Annotated in this window: 18 protein-coding genes; 6 read left to right on the plus strand and 12 right to left on the minus strand. The window is 55.0% G+C overall.

What is annotated here, in order from left to right:
- Positions 1–46 precede the first annotated feature (46 nt).
- Both M8Q36_RS01525 and M8Q36_RS01530 read right to left on the minus strand, forming a co-directional pair.
- On the minus strand, positions 47–1168 hold the full coding sequence (locus M8Q36_RS01525; protein WP_249879801.1) for a ribosomal protein uL16 3-hydroxylase: 1122 nt from the start codon (positions 1166–1168) through the stop codon (positions 47–49).
- A gap of 64 nt (positions 1169–1232) precedes the next feature.
- Entirely contained in the window at positions 1233–2165 is a 933-nt protein-coding gene (locus M8Q36_RS01530) for a LysR family transcriptional regulator (protein ID WP_249879802.1), read from the minus strand.
- Between the two features lie 103 nt (positions 2166–2268).
- On the opposite strand from M8Q36_RS01530, the gene M8Q36_RS01535 reads away from it, so the two are divergent.
- Positions 2269–3336 (plus strand): SDR family oxidoreductase, encoded by a 1068-nt coding sequence (locus M8Q36_RS01535; RefSeq protein WP_249879803.1) that lies wholly within the window; start codon positions 2269–2271, stop codon positions 3334–3336.
- 347 nt (positions 3337–3683) lie between these two features.
- On the opposite strand, the gene M8Q36_RS01540 is transcribed toward M8Q36_RS01535, so the two are convergent.
- A complete protein-coding gene (locus M8Q36_RS01540) occupies positions 3684–4259 on the minus strand; it encodes a CGNR zinc finger domain-containing protein (RefSeq protein ID WP_249879804.1) in 576 nt (191 codons plus the stop codon).
- 139 nt (positions 4260–4398) lie between these two features.
- Between M8Q36_RS01540 and M8Q36_RS01545 the strand changes: the two genes are divergently transcribed.
- Positions 4399–5280: an alpha/beta fold hydrolase gene (locus M8Q36_RS01545; protein ID WP_249879805.1), complete on the plus strand. Its 882-nt coding sequence runs from the start codon at positions 4399–4401 to the stop codon at positions 5278–5280.
- Positions 5281–5320: 40 nt separating this feature from the next.
- Here M8Q36_RS01545 and M8Q36_RS01550 read toward each other — a convergent pair whose 3' ends face one another.
- Complete coding sequence (locus M8Q36_RS01550; RefSeq protein ID WP_249879806.1) at positions 5321–6082, minus strand: class I SAM-dependent methyltransferase; 762 nt, start codon at positions 6080–6082, stop codon at positions 5321–5323.
- A gap of 107 nt (positions 6083–6189) precedes the next feature.
- Between M8Q36_RS01550 and M8Q36_RS01555 the strand changes: the two genes are divergently transcribed.
- Complete coding sequence (locus M8Q36_RS01555) at positions 6190–6969, plus strand: helix-turn-helix transcriptional regulator (protein ID WP_249879807.1); 780 nt, start codon at positions 6190–6192, stop codon at positions 6967–6969.
- Positions 6970–7058: 89 nt separating this feature from the next.
- On the opposite strand, the gene ymcF is transcribed toward M8Q36_RS01555, so the two are convergent.
- Together ymcF and cspE are read right to left on the minus strand one after the other, a co-directional pair.
- On the minus strand, positions 7059–7247 hold the full coding sequence (gene ymcF / locus M8Q36_RS01560) for a cold shock small protein YmcF (protein WP_249882705.1): 189 nt from the start codon (positions 7245–7247) through the stop codon (positions 7059–7061).
- A gap of 9 nt (positions 7248–7256) precedes the next feature.
- Positions 7257–7469, minus strand: coding sequence for a transcription antiterminator/RNA stability regulator CspE (gene cspE / locus M8Q36_RS01565; RefSeq protein ID WP_017457639.1), 213 nt, complete (start codon positions 7467–7469; stop codon positions 7257–7259).
- A gap of 383 nt (positions 7470–7852) precedes the next feature.
- On the opposite strand from cspE, the gene uxuA reads away from it, so the two are divergent.
- The 3 genes from uxuA (at position 7853) to M8Q36_RS01580 (ending at position 11713) form a co-directional block, all read left to right on the plus strand.
- Entirely contained in the window at positions 7853–8920 is a 1068-nt protein-coding gene (gene uxuA, locus M8Q36_RS01570) for a mannonate dehydratase (RefSeq protein WP_249879808.1), read from the plus strand.
- Between the two features lie 66 nt (positions 8921–8986).
- Positions 8987–10321, plus strand: a complete 1335-nt coding sequence (locus M8Q36_RS01575; protein WP_249879809.1) for a gluconate:H+ symporter — start codon at positions 8987–8989, stop codon at positions 10319–10321.
- A 186-nt stretch (positions 10322–10507) separates the two neighbouring features.
- On the plus strand, positions 10508–11713 hold the full coding sequence (locus tag M8Q36_RS01580; RefSeq protein WP_249879810.1) for an MFS transporter: 1206 nt from the start codon (positions 10508–10510) through the stop codon (positions 11711–11713).
- Positions 11714–11749: 36 nt separating this feature from the next.
- On the opposite strand, the gene M8Q36_RS01585 is transcribed toward M8Q36_RS01580, so the two are convergent.
- From M8Q36_RS01585 to M8Q36_RS01610, 6 genes are all read right to left on the minus strand, one after another.
- On the minus strand, positions 11750–13114 hold the full coding sequence (locus tag M8Q36_RS01585) for an HlyD family type I secretion periplasmic adaptor subunit (protein ID WP_502825463.1): 1365 nt from the start codon (positions 13112–13114) through the stop codon (positions 11750–11752).
- Positions 13101–15287, minus strand: a complete 2187-nt coding sequence (locus M8Q36_RS01590) for a type I secretion system permease/ATPase (RefSeq protein ID WP_283945928.1) — start codon at positions 15285–15287, stop codon at positions 13101–13103. Before M8Q36_RS01590 ends, M8Q36_RS01585 begins: the two co-directional genes overlap by 14 nt.
- A gap of 99 nt (positions 15288–15386) precedes the next feature.
- Positions 15387–16739: a TolC family outer membrane protein gene (locus M8Q36_RS01595; RefSeq protein ID WP_249879811.1), complete on the minus strand. Its 1353-nt coding sequence runs from the start codon at positions 16737–16739 to the stop codon at positions 15387–15389.
- Positions 16740–16795: 56 nt separating this feature from the next.
- Entirely contained in the window at positions 16796–22201 is a 5406-nt protein-coding gene (locus M8Q36_RS01600) for a hypothetical protein (RefSeq protein ID WP_249879812.1), read from the minus strand.
- Positions 22202–22463: 262 nt separating this feature from the next.
- The gene (locus M8Q36_RS01605; protein WP_249879813.1) at positions 22464–22805 is read right to left on the minus strand and encodes a tryptophan synthase subunit beta; all 342 of its coding nucleotides are present in this window, start codon (positions 22803–22805) and stop codon (positions 22464–22466) included.
- Positions 22806–22842: 37 nt separating this feature from the next.
- On the minus strand, positions 22843–24783 hold the full coding sequence (locus tag M8Q36_RS01610) for a bifunctional diguanylate cyclase/phosphodiesterase (RefSeq protein ID WP_249879814.1): 1941 nt from the start codon (positions 24781–24783) through the stop codon (positions 22843–22845).
- Between the last annotated feature and the right edge of the window lie 4 nt (positions 24784–24787).

A 24787-nucleotide genomic window follows, 5' to 3' on the forward strand; every position in this document is an offset into this window, starting at 1 on the left:
CACCATAAATGCTCAGTCACTTTCTTGCTGGAAACACGAGTAAAATTTACTCGTCGAAGTACCAGTAACCCTGATTGACCAGATCGGTCAGCTCTTGTGCAAAAGCCGGGTTATCCAGCGCGTTGCCCAACTCATTGCGGCCGATAATGGTGTAGCGGCACAGCGCATCGGCGGCTTGCGCATCGGCCGTGTCCAGATATTCGCTGTTGATAAAGACGCTGCCGTCAACGTTTAGCACACGCAAACCGCTAAGACGCGTCAGCACCTGCCCCTCTTTTAGCGCATCGACAATTTCCTCAACGCGGTAATCGTCCGGCTCCGGTGCGACATCCAGTTCGTGGCGCGGCGTGGAAATAAAGCTACCAAACCACTGTTTGAAATGCTCCGGCTGGCTAACCAACTCGATCATCATATTGCGCACGCGCTCCAGCTCGTACGCTTCTACCCGGCCCGGATGTTCGCGGCAGGTTAAATCCGGGTCGCTGTAGTGCTCGTTCCCGAGATCGTTTTCCAGCGCGTAGTCAGCAAAACTGCTGATCAGATCGCGGCCATTCGGCCCACGGAAACCAATGGAGTAGTTGAACGCTTCCTGGTGAGTAAAACCATCGTGCGGGAATCCTGGCGGAATATAGAGGATGTCGCCCGGCTCCAGATCTTCATCAATGATCGGCGGGAACGGATCAACATGCAGCAGCGCCGGATGCGGGCAGAACTGGCGCATCGGCAGTTTATCGCCCACCCGCCAGCGACGGCTGCCCATCCCCTGAATAATAAACACGTCGTACTGGTCGATATGCGGGCCAACGCCGCCACCCGGCACGGAATAGGAAATCATCAGGTCGTCAAAACGCCACTCCGGCAGCACGCGAAACTGTTTTACCAGTTCGGCTGATGGCATATGCCAGTGGTTGACTGCCTGCGCCAGCAGCGACCAGTCTTTTTCGCCTAAATGATCAAACGACTCAAACGGGCCATTCCACGCCTGCCACTGACCATTCACATGGCTGACAATGCGGCTGTCGACTTCCGGCTCCATCGCCAGCCCCGCCAGTTCGTCTGGCGTAATCGGGTCGACAAAATCCGGGAACGCGCGTTTCAGGACAACAGGTTTCTTTTGCCAGTATTTTTCAAGAAATTCCGGCCAGTTGAGGTTGAGTTGGTAAGCCATAAATCACACCAGTGAGAAGGGAAACGGGGCTGATTATAAAGAGAGTCCCTACCCACCCGCCTTGTCATTGGTCAAGTGCTGGTGCGGCAAGCGGCGGAGAGATCTCCAGCGCGCCGAGCGCCATCAGTAACGCGTCCACTTTTGGTAATAGCTGTTTGCGGCGCGGCCACACCAGTGTGAGCGCCAGCCCCTGCGGCTGGTATTGCGGCATAATCACCTGCAACTCGCCGCGCTGCACATGCTCATGCACCAGCCAGGTCGGCATCTGCCCGACACCTAATCCGGCGCAAAGTGCCTGCACCTGCGCATCGACATCGCCGAGCGCCATGCGATATGGCACGCTGCGCCACTCCGGGTGCCCGTCGGCGGTGGTAAATAACCACGGCTTGGTGCTGCCATCCACTCGTTCATAAAGAATGGCCCGGTGCTGCATCAGCTCCGCCTCATGTTGTGGCGTCCCGGCGCGTTGCAGGTAATCGGGCGCGGCGCAAAACACCATCTTTTCACGACCAATTTGCCGGCACCCCAGCGATGCGGGTAGATCGACGGTCTGCCCGATGCGTACAGCAACGTCGATCCCCTCATCGAACAGATCCACAAAACGATCGGAGAAAGTCAGGCTAAGATCAATTTCCGGATGTTGCTGACAAAACGGGATCAGCAGAGGCATCACGCCCAGCCGCCCGTAGGTGTTTGGCACGGCGAGGCGCAACCGCCCGGACGGAATGGTGCGATGTGCCGCCAGCACCGATTCGGCTTCCGCCAGTTCCTCCAGGATACGAATGCAGGTCTGGTAATACGCGTTCCCGGCATCGGTGACTTCAAGGCGACGCGTGGTGCGCTCCAGTAAACGCGAACCCAACCGCGCTTCCAGACGGGCAACGCTTTTACTCACCGCCGATCCGGTCAGATGCAGGCGTTCCGCCGCTGCGGTAAAACTCCCCTCTTCAACGCTGGCAACGAAGGGGACGATATCTTTCAGACGTTGATCGCTCATGGCATTAGTGAATTTAAGTTGCGAATGGTGTGAATTAATACCAGAGATAAGAAATTAATTCTCTATTAGCCTGTGAGGTAGACAAAACCCAGAGGAACATCTCATGCAGAAAAAAGCATTAATTGTCGGCATCAGCGGCGTGATTGGCCGGGCGCTGGCAGAGAAACTGCTGGCAGACGGCTGGCAAGTTACTGGTTTATCACGCGGGCGCGGCGCGGTTCCGGCGGGCTGCACCAGCCTGACGGCAGATTTAACCGACACGGCGGCAGTCAACGAGGCGCTGAAAAACGAGAAACCCGATGCGCTATTCTTTAGCGTCTGGGCGCGCCAGGAGAATGAAAAAGCCAATATTCGCGTTAATGGCGCGATGGTGAAAAACGTCATTGATGCGCTGGGCGAGCGCCTGGCCGGGGCGCATGTCGCGCTGGTCACCGGCATGAAACACTATCTGGGCCCGTTCGAAGCCTACGGCAAAGGCAATGTGCCGGTCACGCCTTTTCGCGAAGAACAGGGTCGCCAGGACGTGGATAACTTCTACTATGCCCAGGAAGATGAAGTGTTCGCCGGAGCGAAAAAATACGGTTACCGCTGGAGCGTACATCGCCCGCACAGCATCATCGGGTATGCGCTCGGTAACGCCATGAACATGGGGCAGACGCTGGCGGTTTACGCCACGTTGTGCCGCGAAAAAGGGTGGCCGTTTATCTTCCCCGGCTCACCTGAGCAGTGGAACGGTGTCTCCGATGTGACCGACGCCGGTTTACTGGCAGAGCAGCTGAGCTGGGCGGCGGTGAGCGACGGTGGCGCGAACGAAGATTTTAATGCGGTGAATGGCGATGTGTTCCGCTGGAACTGGTTATGGCCGCGGCTGGCGGCTTATTTCGGCATTGAAGCGGCCGCCTTCCCGGCGAGCATGATGCCGCTGGAAGGGCGCATGCAAGAGGCACAAGCCGCGTGGACAGAGATCGCGGACAAGTATCAACTGGCAGAATCAGACATCGGTAAACTGGCCTCCTGGTGGCATACGGATGCCGACCTCGGTCGCCCGATGGAAGCCTTCGCCGACATGAGCAAGAGCCGCAAAGCCGGCTTTACCGGTTATCGCAGCACGCTGGATTCCTTTACCGCGCTGTTTGACCGCCTGAAAGCGGAAAACATTATCCCGCGCTAGGCCAGTAATTTGCCCGGCAGCGCTGGCATGCCGGGCATTTTCTCAATTACGTTTCTACGCCATCTGCGAGCCTGTTCCAGTACAACCCCGTGCTGCGCCTCGATATGTACTGCTTTCCCCTGTCGGTTCACATACCGTAGTTGGCGGCGATATTGCTGTGCCGCAAAGTGACATTTTGCGCGGCCAATTCCGGCAAACCGCTAACGATCGTCGCGTCACTGGCGTTGGTGGCGGTGAGATACTAAATATCGACGCCGTTGATTTTCGGCGTTGCGGCGGTGACTGCACGAGGACTATTGCGCAAAAACAGTTACATCACCGTGGCTTATTCCTGGTTGGCTCCCGAATTAATTACTTTTGGCGCGGAATCGGGCTACCTTTGCCCGGTTGCCGCACAGCGCCATGCTGCACCAGCGGCGGCGATGCGCTTTGGTCTTATCGTAAAACCACAATGTGCAATCCGGATGCTCACACTGGCGGATATAGTCAAACTGCCCGTTTGCCAGTAATGCTGCTGCCTGCTCGGCAACCGGTGCCAGCGCTTGCTGCGGCGTATCAAGCAAATAAACGCGCTGCGTTTGCAGCGCGCCTTGCTCATCGACCACGAGGCGTAAGTGGCTTTGCGCCTGCGCCAGCCAGCCGTTCAGCTCATCCAGCGACAGTTCCTGCCCGTGCTTTTTCTCTTCGACAAGCTGGCGAATCAACGCACGCAACCTGCGCGCTTCAGCCAGCAACTCTCCCGGCTTTGCCATCGCGTTAACCTGCAAACCGACATGCTGTAGCCACTGGCGCACATCGTCATCGGACTGCCAAAAGTCATGCGGCGATTTTTCCGCCATCGCCAGCGTGTTGATAAAATCCAGCGCCTGATCTTCGGCAATAAACCACGGGCCTTCCGCGCCGGGTAACGTGGCTGCTGTCATCGTTGTTCTCCCCTGTTTTTCATTCACTCGCCCATTGTAACCGATAAAATACATTTTACACAGTTACATTATTTCGCCATACTCAGCTTCGAAGTAACCCTATAAATTAATTTTTAACGGTTTCAAAAGAGGTGACGATATGACTGCCAATACGCATTTCCCGGTTCGCTATCAGTATGCAGACGCCGATGGCGTGAAGGTGTTTTACCGTGAAGCCGGTAACCCGGAAAACCCGGTATTACTGCTGCTGCACGGTTTTCCCAGCTCTTCGCATCAGTTTCGCGAACTGATCCCGCTACTGGCAGATAAGTTTCACCTTATCGCCCCGGATCTGCCCGGCTTCGGCTTTACCGAAGTCCCCGCTGAGCGCGATTACCGCTATAGCTTTGATGGGCTGGCAAACACGCTGATTGCTTTTGTCGATGCGCTGAATCTGCAACGTTTTGCCATGTATGTTTTTGATTACGGTGCGCCGACCGGATTGCGGCTGGCGCTGCATTACCCGCAACGGGTAAGCGGGTTTATTTCGCAAAATGGCAATGCGTATCTGGAGGGTTTAGGCGACGCATGGGCGCCGGTTCAGGCTTACTGGCAGGCGCCGACCGCGGAAAATCGGCAGGTCGTTAACGATGCGATCCTCAATCTGGAAGGGACAAAATGGCAGTACCTGCACGGTGTGCGCGATCCTGAAACTGTCGCCCCGGAAGGTTATCAACTGGATACATTACTGATGGAGCGTCCCGGAAATAAAGCGATCCAGCTGGATCTGTTTCTCGATTACGCCAACAACCTGAAGCGCTACCCGGAGTTTCAGGCCTTTTTCCGCACCCACCAGCCACCCGCGCTGATTATCTGGGGCGAGCACGATCCGTTTTTTATCCCGCCAGGCGCGCACGCTTATAAACGCGATAACCCAAATGCGGTGGTCGAGCTGCTTGATACCGGGCATTTCGCGCTGGAAACCCATGTCGGCTACATTGCCCAACGCATTCGTGACGTGATCGGTAACGCGATTGGCTAAGAAACCGGTGCGCCCCGCGTGGTGGGCGCACCGGTTTTGCTTACGCGCGCGTCTGAAACATCAGCGTGTCGGACGTAAACGAGCCATCGTCGCCAATAAGAAAGTGTGCTTTCACCTCGTCCGAGGTTTGGTTTTGCAGGTAGCGGATCGCCGCACGCAATACCTCCGGCGTGTTCATGCGCTCCACCCAGGAGTGATATTCCAGCGCCAGCCGATCAGAAACCATCTTCTCAACCAGCATGCCGCTTTGCTGCGTCATTTGCAGCCACTCGGCCGGGGAGTAGTTACGTACGTGGGACGGATCGCGCAGCACTTCAATGGTTTGCAGCCAGATATCCAGCACCGGACGGCCGGGCGAGGCGATATCCATCAGGATAAATTTCCCGCCAGGTTTCAGCACTCGTTTAACTTCGCGCAGCGCCAGTGCGACATCATGCCAGTGATGCGCCGAGTAGCGGCTGATCACCGCGTCAAAGGTATTGTCGGCAAAGGGCAGCTTTTCCGCCGCGCCGTGGGCAGTAGTGATGTTGTGTAATTGACGAACGCTCGCTGCCTGGCGCACTACCGCCAGCATTTTTTCCGACAAGTCATACGCCGTCACCTCGCGCACCACGCCTGCGGCGGCAAAACTGGCATGCCCGGCACCGCAGCCTAAATCCAGCACCGAGGCATGCGCATCAGTACTCAGCCACTCGACCAGCCGCACTAAATCTGCGCCTTGCGCATGCACCTGGCTTGTCAGATACGCCTCTGCCTGGTCGCCAAACTGCTTTTTTGTTAACTCATGATGATTAACCGACATTCTCTTTTCCTTTTTAGCACGACAAAAAGTTGCTCTTTGGCGACTATACGACCGCATTTATAGGGGTACAATATGTGTACTTATACTGGTATTAACGAGTACTACCCATGGAAAGTACCTTATTTGCCGGGCCGAAAACCCTTGGCGCTTTTTTGCGATCGCAGCGGGAAAACACCGCGCCTGCGGATATTGGCTTGCCGGCGCAAGGGCGGCGGCGCACGCGTGGATTGCGGCGGGAGGAAGTGGCGCAACTTAGCGGCATTAGCACCACCTGGTATACGTGGATTGAACAAGGGCGGGATATTGTCGTTTCGCCGCAAACCCTGTCGAATATCGCCAGCGTGTTAAAAATGACCGCCGCAGAGCGCAAATATTTGTTTCATCTGGCATTGCAAAACGATCCGCAGGAAGAGCACGTCATTACCGTCGAACCTGCTGTGCTGGCCACGGTGAATCAGATGGCCTGCCCCTGCTATTTGCTGGATTTGACCTGGAATATGCTGGCGTGGAATACACCCGCTGAGACATTGTTCAGCGGCTGGCTGGATAATGATACCCAACCGAATATGATGAGTTTTATGTTTCGCCACCCGCTGGCGCAAACGCTGGTTGTCAACTGGGAAACGCGCGCCAGCCGGATTGTCGCCGAGCTACGCGCGGACGCGATGCACTACCCGCACGACAAGGGGCTGAACCAGTTTGTGCAGAGCCTGAGTAATGATAGCGAACTGTTTCGCGCGTTCTGGTCGCGCCAGCAAGTGGTGGTGCGTGAGGGTGGCGAGCGCGTTTTTCATCATCCGCAACAAGGCGAGCTGCACTACCGGCAGATGACCTGGCAGTTAACCAGCAACCGTTCGATCAAAATGATTATGTTAATGGACGAGTAATTCGGGCGCGGGTTCTGTATATTGCAGAAAAAAATGAAGTTTATTGCTCGACATAAAAAAACAGGCCAGAAAACTGACCTGTTTTTTTATTATTTACGGAATTCCAGTGGCGCCTGGCTGGCCTGAACAAATGCGGCGATATTATCAAATGTGGTCATTGCTGATTTGCAAAAAATACATTTGGCACCTGCCGGATTTTTCTCAGTTATATCAAAGCTGGAAATTCGGTATTGCGATCCGTGGCAGCACGGGCAGCGAAAATGAATATGATTAATAATTCTAAATCCTTAGCGCGGAACCACGTTGGCCGCAGCCGGACCTTTCGGGCCGTTCTCAATAGTAAACTCAACCTCTTGATTTTCTTCAAGAGTACGGAATGCATTGCTCTGGATAGCGGAGAAATGTACGAATACATCTTTGCTGCCATCTTTCGGAGTAATGAAACCGAAGCCTTTCTCAGCGTTGAACCATTTAACGATACCGTTCATTTTAGTAGACATGCTTATTACCTTCTTTTTGTTCGCCGAATGCGGCAGTAATGGTCTGAGACATTATTTTTATCAGAGTGTAAAGCGAAGACCCAAAAAGAAGTAGCAAGGAGGTACTTAGAGATGAGAAAGACTTTAGTGAACTGCTGGAGATAATGATTTATCAAACCGACGACGCATTAACGCATGGTTGCTTTGACAGCGCAAGCACTATTTTAAAAATATTTGTCAGTAAAACGTTATCAGCAGATTAACGTACTGTTCTGTTTGCTTCTCAGGGTTTCGCCCCCGGCAAAGGGGTTTGTGTGAAGTGGATCGCACAAATGCGCTTACCATCCGGCTATTATCAATACTAGTATGGTAGTTAAGCAAAACGTTTAAAGGTGGTAATGAGCATGCAAATGACAATGCGCTGGTTTGGTCCAGTTGAAGACAAAATTCCGCTGGAGCACATCCGGCAAGTTCCCGGCGTCGAAGGTGTCGTTGGCGCGCTTTATGATGTTCCGGTTGGCGACGTGTGGCCCAAAGAGAAAATCCGCGCGCTTGCCGATCAGGTACATCAGGCTGGTTTAAAGATGGAAGTCATTGAAAGCGTTAACATTCACGATGATATCAAAATTGGCCTGCCCAGCCGCGAGCAGTTAATTGCCAACTACCAGCAAACTATTCGCAACCTGGCGGAAGTCGGCGTGAAGGTGATTTGCTATAACTTCATGCCGGTTTTCGACTGGATGAAAACCGACATGAACTATGTTCTGCCAGACGGTTCACTCACCATGGCGTTCGAGAAAAAAGGCATCGATAAAACTCTCGATGAAGTCGTGAAAGAGGTGCTGGAGAATTCCAACGGTTTCGCCCTGCCCGGCTGGGAGCCAGAACGGCTGGCAAAAGTGCAGGAGCTGTTTGCCAAATATAAAGATGTCGACGACGCGAAATTGCGCGAAAACCTGGTGTATTTCCTTGAACGTATTATTCCAGTGTGTGAAGAAGTCGGCATAAAAATGGCCATTCATCCGGACGATCCGCCGTACTCTATTTTTGGCCTGCCGCGTATTGTAAAAAACCGCGACGATCTCGACTGGATTTGTAATGCAGTGGATTCAGAGGCCAATGGTATTACATTATGCACCGGTTCCATTGCTGAAGATCCGGATAATAATGTCTACCAAATCCTCGCGGAATTTACCCGCCGCAAACGCATTCACTTTGCCCACGTAAGAAATATTAAGCTCATTAAAGATAAAGATTTTTATGAGTCTGCGCATTTATCCCGCTACGGCTCGCTGGATATGTTCCAGATAATGAAATCACTTTACGATAACGGCTTTGATGGTTATATCCGCCCCGACCACGGGCGCTTTATCTGGGGCGAAACCGGGCGTCCGGGCTACGGGCTTTACGACCGCGCCCTCGGCGTCACCTACCTGCACGGCTTGTGGGAAGCGCTCGAAAAACAACATTAATCAAATGTCATTCAGGCCGGTGGCTCCGCCGGCTTTCATTTAAGGCAAATCTCTAAGGTATTCTCTATGTCCCCGCTGTTAGCGCTATTTTGGGTGCTGGTTGGTATTGCACTCCTGGTCGTTATGAATCTGAAATATAAATTCCACAATATTTTCGCCTTACTGATCGCAGGGATATTTGTTGCGATTATGGAAGGTATTCCGCTGGATAAAATTGTTACCGTTATTCAGGACGGTCTTGGAAGTATTCTCGGCCATCTTGCATTGATTATTATATTTGGCGCTATCATTGGTAAATTCATGACAGAATCCGGCGCCAGCCAGCGTATTGCAGATAGTGTCATTGAACGCTGCGGAACACGTTTTCTTTCTGTCGGGCTGATGTTTATCGGCGTTATTTTTGGCATCGCCATGTTTTATGAAGTGGCATTTCTGATTGCCATGCCGCTGGTGCTGAATATCGCTAAAAAAGCCAATATTCCGTATATGAAATTAGTGGTGCCCACCGTGGTTGGCGCGACCATGGGACACAGCCTTTTCCCGCCGCAGCCCGGCCCGGTAGCGCTCATCAGTGCGTTCAATGCCGACATCGTGCAGGTCTATCTGTACGGCATTTTAGTGATTATCCCGGCGCTGTTTTGCGCGGGCATTCTGCTGCCCAAATACCTGTCGGGGATTAACGCGATTCCGTTGAATTCGCTACTGAAACCGGTCGAAGAGAAAACCGCGCAGGATTTGCCACCGTTCAGCATCAGCATTCTGATCCCGCTGATCCCAGCGGTGCTAATGATTGTCTCGTCGGTTATCAAAGGGTTAATGCCCGCAGGCTCGGAGCTGGTGAAAGTCTGCACCTTCTTTGGCAGCGCGGAAATCAGCATGCTGTTAGCCACGCTGGCGGCAATCTGGTTTCTTGGCATCAAGCGTGGGATGTCAGCGGAAGGCGTTACCCACTACGCCAGCGACGCGATTGCGAAAATCGCTAATGTGCTGTTTGTTATCAGCGCCGGCGGCATTCTGAAACAGGTGATTGTCGTTTCCGGTGTGGGGAACCATATCGTGGACATTATGAGTCACGTCCCGCTGTCGCCGTTTATCGTGGCGTGGATAATCACGGCGATAATCCGCATTCTCACCGGACAGGGCGCCGTCGCGGCCATCACCTCGGCGGGTATCGTTGCGCCGATGGTCAACGCGTTTCACCTCAACCCGGCACTGATGTGCCTGGCCGTTGCCTGTGGCAGCAACACCATTACACTGATGTACGACGGCGGTTTCCTGCTATTTAAAGAGACGTTCGGCATTTCGATGAAAGACACCTTCAAAACCTGGGGGCTGCTGGAGTTAATAAACTCGGTGGTCGGCTTAGGTATGGTTCTGCTGCTCAGCCTGTTTATCGCTTAGCTGATGAAGATCAACGGATACATGGATGTGTCCGCCCCCTTCTCTTTCGCGAAAAGTGATGCTAGGTTTACAGATCTCTGCAATTCATCAGGCTCGCCAATGTAACGACATTTTCTTTGTGAACATACCTTTGCACCGTGCGCTGTATGCCGCACGCGGTTTTCTGTTTACGTGAGAATGTCGACAATGAACACATTATTGATGGTTCTGGTGCGCGCGCTGCGCCAGCACCGCTGGCTGTGCTTGTTTGGTAGTGCCTATCTTTTTTCTTCTATCGGCAATGGGTTAACGCAAACCCTGATCCTTGGTCAGTTATTACGCTGGCATGCCTCTCCGGCAACGCTCACGCTGAGCTATATGCTGGCTACATTACCCGGTTTTTTTGGCAGTTTATTAGGGGAATACGGGTGCCGGCGTGTTTCGCCGCTGCGTTTACTGTTGCTGTGTGAGCTGATTGGCCTCGCCGGGCTGCTTTTGCCCCTCTACGGTTTGTTGGCGCACAGCATTCCCGCGCTGCTTGCTGTGCAATCGATCGAAGCATTTGCCGCCGGCTTATCCTGGCCTGCCATGAGTCTGGTTTTTAAACGAGGTTTAAGCGCAAACGAACTGCCTGCGGCGACCAGCATGGAAACGGTGATTTTCGCCTCTCAGGTGTTGTTGGGCGCAGGCGCTGGCGTGGTCCTTTTTGACCGGGTATCACCGATGACGCTGCTGTCCATCGATGCCATTAGCTTCGTGTTCTCTACGGTGTTGCTATGCGCCACGGCACGTTACCTGCCGCCGGTCAGCCATGAGGATCCCCCCGAAAAGACGGTGATGCTGCGCTGGCATCATTTACCGGTCATACAAAAACGCAGCTTGCTGTTGTTACCTGCCCTTGCCACCGTTGGCGCGCCGGCAATGGCGCTGCTCCCGGCGCTGATACAACAAATGCGTCCCACGGAAGCCAGCGACCTTGCGCTGCCGCTTATCTTTGCGCGCAGCCTGGGCCAGCTTTGTGGCCCGCTGCTGCTAAAGGCCGATAACCTCAAACGCTATGCCAGCCACAATAGGTATCTGGTCGGCTGTTTACTGGCTTTTCTGGCGGCTTACTGTGTGCTGCCGGGTTTAACGTCCTATCCCAAAACCGCGCTGCTCACCATCTTTGCCGCTCATCTGGCGTCTAATATGGTCTTTGCGGTCGGGACATTCGGCCTGTTGCACAATTTCCATGCCGATGCCGTTTCCACCGCCACGGCAAAAGTATGGCGCTGGCAATCGTGCTGCGCCGCCGTAGCGACACTGATTGCCGCCTTACTGGCAGCAAAATGGGGTGCAGCGCAGGCGTTATATATGGTTTCGTTCAGCACGCTGGCACTGGTGATGATGGTGCTGCGGCGCTATCGCCGCTAACCACAAAGGGAGGCGGCAAAGGCCTCCCTTTCGCCATCACCGTTCACGCAGCGCTTCCGCTTTGGCGCGCAATATTGGTTTGAGCAAGTAGTGCAGGATAGTGCGCTGGCCGGTAATAATGTCCACCGACGCCACCATGCCTGGAATGATCAACAGCGGTTTATCATCCGAGCCGAGATGGTTTTTATCCGTACGCAAACGAATCACGTAAAAGCTGTTGCCGTCTTTGTCGGTTACCGTATCCGGGCTGATTTGCACCAGTTCGCCCGCCAGCCCGCCATAGATGGTGTAGTCATACGCGGAAAACTTCACAATCGCCTGCTGACCTGGGTGTAAAAAGGCAATATCCTGCGGACGAATTTTCGCTTCTACCAGCAACCGGTCATCCAACGGCACAATTTCCACCATATCGCTGCCAGGTTGGATCACCCCACCAATGGTGTTCACCATCAGTTGCTGCACAATCCCTCTGACCGGCGAGGTCACCATTGTACGGTTCACCCGGTCTGCAATCGCTTTACCGGTCGCTTCCGCTTTACTCAGGTCAGTCCGCGCCTGGTTGAGTTGCGTCAAGGCGTCGCTGCGGTTGCCGTCCAGCGTTTCGTTAATTTTATTGGTGATCTCGTTCACCGCCGCGACAGCGCCAGGAACAGCAACCGTCATTGAATCCAGTTGCCCGCGCGTCTCCACTTCGGTGCGCCGTAAACGCAGCACTTCCACCCGGGAAATCGCCCCTTTGGCGATCAGCGGCTCAGAGAGATTAATCTCCTGCTGCAAAAGCCCGAGGCTCTGTTTGTACTGCGCCGCTTTGGTTTGCAGGTCGATAAGCTCCTGCTTTTTCTGCACCAGTTGCTCGTTCAGCCCGGCAATCGTGCTTTGTAGCTTGCTGTTAATGCTCAGGAACAGCGCCATTTCACCTTTGGCAATATCCGGTGCTTGCTGGATTATCTCCGGCGAGAGTTCCAGCGTCGTTGCGCCATTGACCTGCGCCGTTAAGCGTTCAATACGCGCCTGTAACGCCATACGGTCGGCCTGGGTTTCCCCGGCGTTAGAGCGAAAACGGGTATCGTCGAGCCGAATCAGCGGCGCGCCAGCGTTCACCACTTCGCCTTCGTGAACATACACCTGGGCGACAATCCCCCCTTCCAGATTCTGAATTTTTTGCAACCGTGAAGAGGGAATAGCCCGGCCTTCGCCCCGCGTCACTTCATCAATATCGGCAAATGACGCCCAACCAACCATCAGGATAAAAAAGATAAAAATCGCCCACAGCGTAATGCGGATAACGCGCGGCGAGTCATCAAGCAACGCCTGATTCACTTCATTGATGGCCAGCGGCGACGTTTTTTTATCACCGAACAGCCAGCTCATCAGGCGGCTAAGCAGGTCAACGATTTGCATGGATTTGCCCCTTTTTCAGTGCGCTCATGACGCTCTCTTTCGGGCCATCGGCGATGATTTTGCCGTTATCGAGAATAATCAGACGCTCAACCAGGGAGAGTAACGAAGCACGATGTGTCACCAGCAGCAACGTCTTGTTGGCGACGACCGGGATCAGCGCCTTTTTGATCAGTTCCTCGCTGGTGTTATCCATCGAGCTTGTAGGTTCATCCATCAGCAAAATCGGCGGGTCAAGTAACAGCGCCCGCGCGAGCGTAACCGCCTGACGCTGACCACCGGAGAGGTTCATCCCCCGCTCGCCAATGCGCATGTTATAGCCGGAAGGGTGGCGGCGGGCGAACTCATGCACGCCGGTGATCATCGCCACCCGCAGCATCGCCTCTTCGCCGACATAACTTGCGCCATACAGCAGGTTTTCCCGCAGCGTGCCGCTAAACAGGTGGATATCCTGCGGCGCGTAGCCAATGTTATGGCGCAAATCGTGGACATCAATCTGTCGGGAGTCGATATCATCAATCAACACGCTACCGGCATCCGGCTGATAAAATCCCACCAGCAGCTTCGCCAGCGAGCTTTTACCGGAACCGCTGCGACCGATAATGCCGATTTTTTCGCCCGGTTTAATAGTCAGCGTAACGTTATTCAGTGAGGTGTATTGATTGTTCGGATAACGAAAAGTGACATCACGAAACTCCAGCGCCCCGGAGAGTTTCTCGCGCCTGAGCGGAACGTCCTCGTCATGAATTTCCTGCTCCAGATCCAGCATGCGATCGACGGTGGCTTTGGTCATTTTTGCCCGCTGGTAACGGGTTATCAGGCTACAGAGTTGGCCCACCGGCATCATGGCGCGCCGGTGCAACAAATAGCAGGCTACCAGCCCGCCCATACTGAGCGAGCCACTGATAATGATGTAAACCCCGGCAACAATGATCGCCACGCCGCTCGCCTGTTGGATCCACGATGTGAAATTCACCGCCACAAAAGAGAGCGATTTCACTTTCATCTCCAGCTTGCTGAGCTGGCCAATAATCTGCTCCCACTGGTACTGGCGCTCGCTCTGCGCGTTATTCACTTTAATGGCGTCCAGCCCGGTGAGCGTCTCCACCAGCATCGCCTGGCGTTCGCTGGATAAGCGGTAAGTTTTCTGCACCTGTGACATCAGCGGGCGCTGGAGCAACCAGTTACCAATGAGCGCAATCGGGTAAGACACTAACGGAATAAACACCAGCGGGCCGCCGATAATGCCAATCACCAGCATAATCAGCAGGGTAAAAGGGAAATCAATCAGCCCGGTCAGCGTCAGTGACGAGAGGAAATCCCGCACCGACTGGTACTCCTGAAAGTTCTGCGAAAAGCTGCCCACGCGGCTGGGACGCAGCTTCATTTTCATCCCCAGCAGACGTTCAAATAGCGCGGCGGAGACAATCAAGTCGGTCTTTTTCCCGGCCAGATCCAGACACATGCCGCGCAGAGTCTTCAGAATAAAATCAAAGAAATAAGCAATAGTAATGCCAATCGCCAGCACCCATAGCGTGGCCGTCGCCTGGTTGGGTACCACCCGGTCATACACATTCATCACAAACAGCGGTGCCGCCAGCGCAATGATATTGACCAGCAGGCTGGCGATAATCGCATCGGCATAGAGGAACTTCGACAGTCGCAGCGTATCCTGAAACCAGTTGCGCGTGCGTGGGATCGTAGCCGTAGGCTGCGTATCAAATTCATGCTCCCGCTGGAGAAAAATCGCCGTGCCGCTATAACGCGCCTCCAACGCATCGCCCGTCAGCGTGATCTCCCCGCCTTCGGTTTCACTCGGCAATAACCGCGCTTGCTGCCCGTCCCAGCCAATCAGTACCGCAACCTGGTTGTTTTCCAGCAGCACTATCGCCGGCAGCGATATCGCCGAAATCGTCTCAAGCGAGCGCTGGAGCGTTCTGGCTTTCAACCCCGCCCGCTGCGCCGCCCGCGGAAAAATGCTCAGCGTCAGTGAATGGTTTTTCAGCGGCAGCCCGGATGTCAGCGAGTAGCGCGTGGTGGCGATATTATGCAATTTGCACACGATCATCAGGCAATCCAGCAGCGGATCATCATGCGTCTGCCGGGGATCGCTTCTGGCTACCTCCTCGTTAGAGGAAACCGGGAGCGCCTGAGTGTCATCATTCGTCGACGTCATAATCTGACCTTGCAGGTTCGCGGAATACCGCGATGGCGAAGACCCCAGAGGCGTTTTTCAGCCAGTCGGCCGGAATACCCTCTGCCCTGCCTGAACATGCTATTTAAGTTCAGGCAATTCCACTTTCGATGTGGATGTGTCATCCAGCGGCTGTGCAGAAGAAGGCGGCTGGATATTAAGCGCTTTCAGCAACTCGCCGGTGCGCGCGTTAATGCGATACGTCGAAAACATCTCCGTGAACTGCATCTCCACATAGCGCTGCTGCGCGGTGAAGACTTCATTTTCACTGTCCAGCATATCCAGCAACGAGCGGTCGCCCAGGCTGAACTGCTCCTGATAAGCGCTGCGCACCGTCACACTGCGATCGGCATAATCTTTCGCAATAGGCACCTGTTTCTGGGCGTTTTGTAACGCGTTCCAGGCCAGGCGCAGCTCTTCGTTTAACTGGCGTAACGCGTTATTTCTGACATCCTGCGCTTCGCGCATTTTGTAGGCGTAAGAGGAGAGCGTGGCACTGTCGCTGCCGCCGTTGTAGAGGTTGTAGCGCATGCGCAACATGGCCTGCCACTCCTGGTTATGACCGCGCGTACCGTCAATGTTGTTATCCATGGTGCGCCCCACTTCCACACTTACGCTGGGGTAAAACCGCGACTTCGCCGCCTCATATTGCTGACGCGTCGCTTCGACATCAGCAGCGGCTTGTTTTAATAACGGGCTGTTTTTCAACATCGACTGTCGGGCCTCTTCCAGCGAAGCGGGAACCTTAAATTTCGCCGGTAGTGTGAGATCATCGGCTTCTTTCCCGGTCATGCTCTGGTAGTTCGCCAGCGAATCGTCCAGGTTGGTTTGCTCGGTCAGCAGGTTGTTTCGCGCCTGCGCCAGGCGGGCTTCCGCCTGTTCATAATCGGCCTGGCGGCCTACGCCCTGCTCCGTGCGCAGCGTAATCTGATCGAATACCCGCTGGTGGTTTTTCAGGTTCTCTTCCGCCAGCGTGACCAGTTGCCGACGCATCAGCACATCGAGGTAATACTGGATCGCTTGCAGCGCGGTGCTTTCGCTGGTATCCAGCACCGTCCAGGCCCTGGAGTTCACCGTCGCGGTCTGGCGGGCTACTTCGTTGCGGGTGGCAAACCCGCTAAACAGATTTTGCGTCACCGTTATGCTCGATTCGCTGCGGTGTAAATTGCGCAGATGATCCCCGGCCGCACGCGTGGTGCTGTTATCCGATTGCTCCCAGCCGGTTCCCGCCGTGACATCCAGCGACGGCAAATATCCGCCTTTCGCCGCCCGCAGATCCTCATCCGCCGAATAACGTCGGTTAATAGACGCGCTGACTTCCGGGTGCCAGAGAATCGCCTCTTTCACTGCCTGCTCAAGCGTGGTGGCGTGTGCGCCAGTACTCAGCAGCAGCGGGAGGGAAATCCCCCATAACAGCGGCTTACGAGATAACATGTTGGCCTCCTGCTGTGGCCTGTAACGCATACAGACGTCTACACAAACCGGCTCGGTTAGCCACCAGAGTCGGCATCGGGTTTGGCAATTAAGTGATCCATATCGTCGTGCCCACCTTCGCCAGCGCCGTGATCCTCTCCACCATCCGGCGGTTCCACCGGTGCGGGGTGATCGTTACCGGCGTCATGATCGGCATGCCCGGCATCCGGCGCGTGGCCTTTAACAAGGCTGCTGAGATCCTGATGAGCGTCGTCATCCTGAATGATGTCGCTGAAATTGACCGGTTCGTCATGGCTGAGGCTGGGGGTGGATGCATCGCTATCGGCATGTTCCGCGTCATGGTGTGAAGCGTCCTGATGATCTCCATCGTGGCGATCTGCATCCTGATGCTCCCAACCATAATGATTCCCCTCATGATGATCCCCGCCGTGTTGGGCTGCGGAGCCGTGATGGGAAGCGTTACTGCTGTTTTCCTCTGATTCGCTGTCGTTCTCTTCACCCAGCAAATTGTTCAGCGAGGCATCGTTCGCAACAACCGACTGTCCCTGCTGCTCGGCGCTTCCCGGTTCGAGATTGCCGAGCTGGAGGCCGTCGTCCTCCACTAGCAACAGGGAATTAGCGCTCTCTTCGCCGGTCGCGTCAGTGGTGTGATCGTCGGAGAGATCCGCAGCGTGCTGAGTGCTGTCCGCAGTGTGATCGGTACTTTGCGTATCCGCATGGGAAGTTTCATCAACGGCGAGGCTGGTCGCTTCGATATGTGTGGTATCGGCTGGGCTGTCGGCCGTATGTTCCCCGGCGCTGGTGGTCTCCGTACCGCTTACCACCTGGCCCCCCTCTTCGCCATTCAAGGTAAAGTCCGTATCGTGGAGTTCGTCGGCGGTGGAGTTCACCTCGATAGAGACATCGCCAATTGTCGTTTGCCCCTCCGGCAACATCACCGAAATCTGCCCGTCATAATGGGATGTGTTGTCATCAAATGTGAGTGTGTACGTGCCGTGTTCACCGTCATAACTCACACTCATGTGATCGCCGCTGAACTGGGCCCCTTCGGGCAGGCCGCTCAGCGTCAATGAGGTCAGATGATCGTTGCTGTCGGAGCTTTCGAGGTTAACGTCCAGGTTCAGCGTGACCGATGTGGTCACATGGGTATCGCCACCCAGAGTTGACGACGGGCCATCGCCAAAGACAACACCTTCAATTCCGTTGGCATTACCGAAGGGGTGTGAGCCGTTTTCCGTGTTGGTGACCTGCAAGTTATCGATGGAATTGTTCTGGTGATTCGCCGGATGATCGACGCCCGAAACGGAATAGTTCGCGCTGTCGCCGGTGACAAAAATGTAATCTTTGCCAGTCTCACCTTCTGGCACGCCCTGATTGCCGGTGATGCCATTCACTGGTCTGAAATCATAGTGATCGTTGGACCAATCCCCTTGCTGATAGTACCCACCGGTATGATCGCCGACGACAAAAATATCCGTACTGCCCGCGGAACTGCCGCTGGCATTGGCATTGCCGTTACTGTCGTAATAGTGAATCTGATTGGGGTTACTGCATTCGGGGACATGATCGCCCTGGATCGCACCGTCCGGGCTGTCTGGCGTAAGCCAGATCTGCACGTTATCGCCAATAGCAACGATGACGCCGTTCTGGATGTCGTAACCGTTAGGATCCCCACTGCCGCCATTGATGTGAAGGATATTGTCGTCAGACGTCTCTGGCGTATTAGCCCCCGGCGTTAAGGTCACCGTCAAATGCACATCAGAACTTTTGTTGGCGTCGGCGTCAGAGTCGGCATCTGCGTCTGAATCATGAGTATCGACGTCCGTATCTGAATCGGCATCCGCATCGGTATCGGCGTCCGCATCAGTATCTGCATCTGCATCCGCATCGGTATCTGCATCCGAATCTGTGTCCGCATCTGCATCGGCGTCCGCATCCGTATCGGTATCTGCATCCGAATCTGTGTCGGCATCTGTATCCGCGTCTGCATCCGCGTCCGCATCCGTATCAGCGTCGGTGTCCGCGTCTGCATCTGCGTCGGTATCCGTATCGGCATCGGCGTCAGAATCAGCATCAGCGTCCGTATCCGTATCCGCGTCGGCATCCGAATCTGCGTCCGCATCCGCATCGGCATCTGCATCCGCATCGGCGTCCGCGTCCGCGTCGGTATCCGCATCGGCATCTGCGTCTGTATCTGCGTCTGTATCGGCGTCGGCATCCGTATCCGCATCGGCATCGGCGTCCGCATCCGTATCAGCATCCGCGTCCGCATCTGCGTCCGCATCTGCATCGGTATCTGCGTCTGCATCCGAATCATGAGTATCGGTATCTGCATCGGCATCTGCATCGGCATCTGCATCTGCATCTGCATCTGCATCTGCATCTGAGTCTGCATCCGCATCGGCGTCAGAATCAGCATCAGCATCAGCATCCGTATCCGAATCCGAATCTGCGTCCGCATCTGCATCGGCGTCCGCATCTGCATCCGTATCGGCATCGGCATCGGCATCCGCATCGGTATCTGCATCCGCGTCTGCATCCGAATCTGCGTCCGCATCTGCATCGGCGTCCGTATCGGCATCGGCATCGGCGTCTGTATCCGCATCGGTATCGGCGTCCGAATCCGCGTCCGCATCGGTATCGGCATCTGCATCTGCATCCGCATCGGTATCGGCATCGGCGTCTGTATCCGCATCGGCATCGGCGTCAGTATCCGCATCGGTATCTGCGTCTGCATCGGCATCAGTATCGGCATCTGCATCGGCGTCAGCGTCTGTATCCGCATCCGTGTCAGTGTCAGCATCGGCATCCGCATCTGAGTCTGCATCCGTATCGGCATCGGCGTCCGCATCCGTATCGGCATCTGCGTCCGCATCTGCGTCGGTATCGGCGTCCGAATCCGCATCAGTGTCTGCATCCGCATCTGAGTCGGCATCTGCGTCTGAATCAGTGTCCGCATCGGCATCGGCGTCTGTATCCGCATCCGTGTCAGCATCGGCATCCGCATCTGCGTCAGTATCGGCATCGGCGTCCGCATCTGCGTCGGCATCCGCATCTGCGTCGGTATCGGCATCAGTATCGGCATCCGCATCCGTATCGGCATCTGCATCTGCATCTGCATCTGCGTCTGCATCCGTATCGGCATTGGCGTCCGCATCTGCGTCCGCATCTGCGTCGGTATCGGCGTCCGAATCCGCATCAGTGTCTGCATCCGCATCTGAGTCGGCATCTGCGTCTGAATCAGTGTCCGCATCGGCATCGGCGTCTGTATCCGCATCCGTGTCAGCATCGGCATCCGCATCTGCGTCAGTATCGGCATCGGCGTCCGCATCTGCGTCGGCATCCGCATCTGCGTCGGTATCGGCATCAGTATCGGCATCCGCATCCGTATCGGCATCTGCATCTGCATCTGCGTCTGCATCCGTATCGGCATTGGCGTCCGCATCTGCGTCGGCATCTGTATCTGCATCGGCATCTGCATCTGCGTCGGTGTCGGCGTCTGCGTCTGCATCGGTATCCACATCTGCGTCTGTATCTGCGTCGGTATCCGCATCGGTATCTGCGTCTGCATCGGCGTCAGCGTCTGCATCCGCATCGGCGTCAGAATCAGCATCAGCATCCGTATCCGTATCCGAATCCGAATCTGCGTCTGCATCTGCATCCGCATCTCCATCGGCGTCCGCATCTGCGTCGGTATCGGCGTCCGAATCGGCATCCGCATCCGCGTCCGAATCCGCATCAGTGTCTGCATCCGCATCTGAGTCGGCATCTGCGTCTGAATCAGTGTCCGCATCGGTATCGGCATCCGCGTCCGAATCTGCATCCGTATCGGCATCAGCATCGGCGTCCGCATCGGCATCGGCATCGGCGTCAGTATCCGCATCAGTGTCTGCATCCGCATCTGCGTCGGTATCGGCATCCGCGTCCGAATCCGCATCGGCATCGGCATCTGCATCTGCATCTGCATCGGCGTCCGCATCCGTATCGGCATCGGCATCGGCGTCTGTATCTGCGTCTGTATCTGCGTCTGCATCGGCGTCAGCGTCTGTATCCGCATCGGCATCTGCATCCGCATCGGCGTCCGCGTCCGCGTCGGTATCCGCATCCGCATCGGCATCTGCGTCGGTATCGGCGTCCGAATCGGCATCCGCATCCGCGTCCGAATCCGCATCAGTGTCTGCATCCGCATCTGCATCTGCATCTGCATCTGCATCGGCGTCCGCATCTGCGTCTGCATCCGCATCGGTATCTGCGTCTGCATCTGCATCCGCGTCGGCATCTGCATCTGCATCTGCGTCGGTGTCTGCATCGGTATCGGTATCCGCATCGGCGTCCGCATCCGTATCGGCATCTGCATCCGCATCGGCGTCCGCATCCGTATCGGCATCGGCATCGGCATCGGCATCGGCATCGGCATCGGCATCGGCATCGGCATCGGCATCGGCATCGGCATCGGCGTCAGTATCGGCATCGGTATCTGCGTCTGCATCTGCGTCGGTGTCGGTGTCGGTGTCTGCATCGGTATCGGTATCCGCATCGGTGTCAGCGTCTGCATCCGCGTCGGCATCCGTATCCGCATCGGCATCCGTATCCGCATCGGCATCTGCATCCGCATCGGTATCGGCATCCGCATCCGTATCAGCATCCGCATCCGTATCAGCATCCGCGTCCGCATCCGTATCGGCATCTGTATCTGCGTCTGCATCGGCGTCGGCGTCTGTATCCGCATCTGCATCGGCATCGGCATCGGCATCGGCATCGGCATCGGCGTCAGTATCCGCATCCGCGTCCAAATCCGCATCAGTGTCTGCATCCGCATCTGCGTCGGTATCGGCATCCGCGTCGGTATCCGCATCTGCATCTGCGTCAGCATCCGAATCTGCATCGGCGTCCGAATCATGAATACCGGTGTCTGCATCTGAGTCAGCGTCGGCGTCTGCATCAGAATCCGAACCAGTCAGCGCGTTGTTTTCAGCGGGGGTAAGAAAAGAGGGCTCATCACGCCGGTCATCGTCCGGGGTTTCAAGACCGGTCGTGGGGTAACCCGCGGTGGGATCGAGGATCTCGGCGGTAAGATCAACGGTAACATTTGTGTGACCGCCGCCATCGGGGGTGCCTGGTTGATCAGCGGCAGGCTGCTGGGGACCCGCCGCCGGGGCTTCAAGGATTTGCGTCGGGTCTTGCCCTGCGGCAATGGCCTGTTGCGCAGCTTCAACGTCGCTTTGCTGTGCTTCCGTCCCGGTAGTTAAAGCGTAACCGGTGCTATCCCAGTGGCTGTCGCGGCCCAGATCGAGGGTTTTTCCATCAGGCAATAAAATAGAGATAGCGCCTGCGGCACCCGTGTCGATCTGATCGCCATCCTGGAGGGTATCGCCTTCGACTAAAAGATGCCTGCTCCCGTCAGGAGAGGTTGCGAAGACTTGTCCTATTACCGCTTTAATTATCCCGGCAACGCCACTCATGATGTGTGCCTCTGATAAATTGCCATCTTCCCTGCAAACGGGAAGTGGCATAAACCTGCAAAAGGAATATTTTCAATGCACTAGCAATAACGGATTAATTCATCACACAGTGGTTCGCAGAATAATAAGAACGCGCGGTGAGAAACTTCGAGGATTCACTAAAATAAACAGTAATATATATATGACGGGCAATATTAAATATCAGAAGATTCACAATGCTAAGGTTATATTTTTAATCACATTTAATTTTTTCAGTATAAAATCAAAAAATACCCTCATCTTCGTCATCAATTAAACGTTCCAACCCACTTAACGTCAAACGCGCCTGTGTGCGGTTTATCAGCTTGCTTTGCGCCGCCTGCGGCAGGTCGGTAATGCTGATAACACCTTTACTCATTAACACGTCGATAAGATCTTCCAGTACGCGAACCATCTCCAGATCGCTCTGCTGAAGCCGCTGGAGCGTGGCTTCGCGCATCGACTGGACACGTAACCATTCGGTGACTTCCTCGGTGTCCTCTTCATATTGCTCAACCATACCGGCAAAAGGCGTAGACTCAACCCGCGTAATTCTCCCTTCAGCGTCACGTTCAATGTAGTGCATGATTTCCCCCCGTTGTTATACAGGATTGCCTTAATTATTAATTTGCTAATGATGAAGGATCGCCAAAATAACGTCCCATGGCACCATAAATCCCTATTTTATTGAGTATTGCTAATTCTTCTGAGGTTTCCACTTGTTCTGCAATAAGTGGCAGATTAATTTGTCTGGCGGCCCAATACATGGCCTCAATAAAAAAGTGTTTATCTTCTTCTGTATCAATATGGTGAATATAGCTGCCATCTATTTTTATCCAGGCCAATCCCCACTGTGGCAAATTACCAATCAGATGAAAACGCCCGCCAAAATGCTGAATCCCTAACCGGCACCCGACCTCATTTAGTTTATTGACCACGACGCTGACACGTTCCGGGTCCGGCAGTTCATTTTCATCCAGCTCCAGCGTCAGCCGGTTTGCCAGCCGCGGTTCGTTTTTTAAAAGTTGAAGTAAAACCGCCAGATTTTCATCGCTGGCGACACTCTCACCACTAATACTGAGCGCCAGCGCCAGAGGCGAAGCACTCATAAACCGGAGCGTCTGTTTCAGCATTACCGCGTCCATACGCGCGCTTAACGAAAAACGCAGAAACCAGGGCATAAAGCGCCCGGCCGGGATCATCTCCCCCTCTTCGGTTTTGATCCGCGCCAGAATTTTGTGATGTAACACCTGGCGCGAGCTGTCACAAGTCACGACCGGCTGCGCAAACAGGACAAAATTTTCCGTCAGCAGCACGTTTTCCAGCCGGGTAAGCCAACGGTGGTGATCGTCATGGTTACCCGCCGGGTTCACGCCGGGTTGTAACGCATAATGGGTGTTCGTTTCCGCAGCCGTAAGCGCCTGATCGGCTTGCGCCATAATATTTTGCGGCGTGTCACCGGGCTGGAAAGCCACGCTGGCGAAATAGGCCAGCGGCGACCGATCGCTCATCCCGGTTTTGTAGAGCACATTTACACGTGCCGTTAGCGCGTTCATTAGCGCCTGGTGTTCCTGTGGCACCATGTCAGCAGTAACAATGGCGAACTCACCGCCACGAATACGGGCAACAAATCCATCATGATGCAGGTGAATTTGCTTAGTTTCGCGCAAAATCGCCGCTATTTCCTGCAACAGCGCATCGGTCTTTTCGCCGCCCATGCGCAGGTTAAGCCCGGCTAAATCGCGCACACGCAGCAGGATCACATAGCCGAAAGCCATTTCGTCATCGCGCAGAACAGACTGCAAATGGATGTCGAACGCACGGCGGTTATTCAACGCGGTCAGGCTGTCATGGTAAGCGGCTTCACGCAGCGCAACGGTACGCTGCGCCTGCTCGCTAAACAGGGTTTGCAGTTGCGAAACCATCATATTGCTGGCTTCCACCACGCGCTTGAGCTCCGGCGTTTTTGGCACATTGGGAACGTGTCGGAACTCGCGACGGGTAATCGACGCCGCCTGCACAGCAATACTATCTAACGGTCGCAGACTCCGGCGTAGCATCAACATGGCGCTGACAAGACACAACAGGCTACAGCCGGTGAGCCACAGGAAACTGGCGATCATACTCTTCCACAGGCGCATCAGCGCAAACATCGGGTGGCTCACCACTTCAACGCGCGCCGCCTGGATCCAGCCGCGCATAATGATCGCTTCGCCCACGCCGGGCTTCAGGTGCACCAGCTGTTCAAACCACTGCGGAACAGTGCCACTCTGCGGGTCGCTTTGCCGTTCTATTAATGGCTTACCGCTGTTCACATCCACCACGCGGATACTGTAAAAATATCCGCTGTCGAAAATGGCGTTCACCATCAATTCGATCATCGCCGGATCGTCAATATTCCCGGTTAACGAAACGCCCAACGCCGTAGCGGCATCCTGAGAATGTGCGCCCAATTGAGCGCTGTACTGTTCACGCGAACTGTCCAGCGTAATAAAAAAATTGCCGCAAAAAAGCACGAGCGTGAACAGACAGATGCCGAGCAGTAACTGTTTATACAGAGACATGGCT

Source organism: Kosakonia sp. R1.Fl (assembly GCF_023516815.1).
In the GTDB taxonomy this organism is placed as follows: Bacteria; Pseudomonadota; Gammaproteobacteria; order Enterobacterales; family Enterobacteriaceae; genus Kosakonia.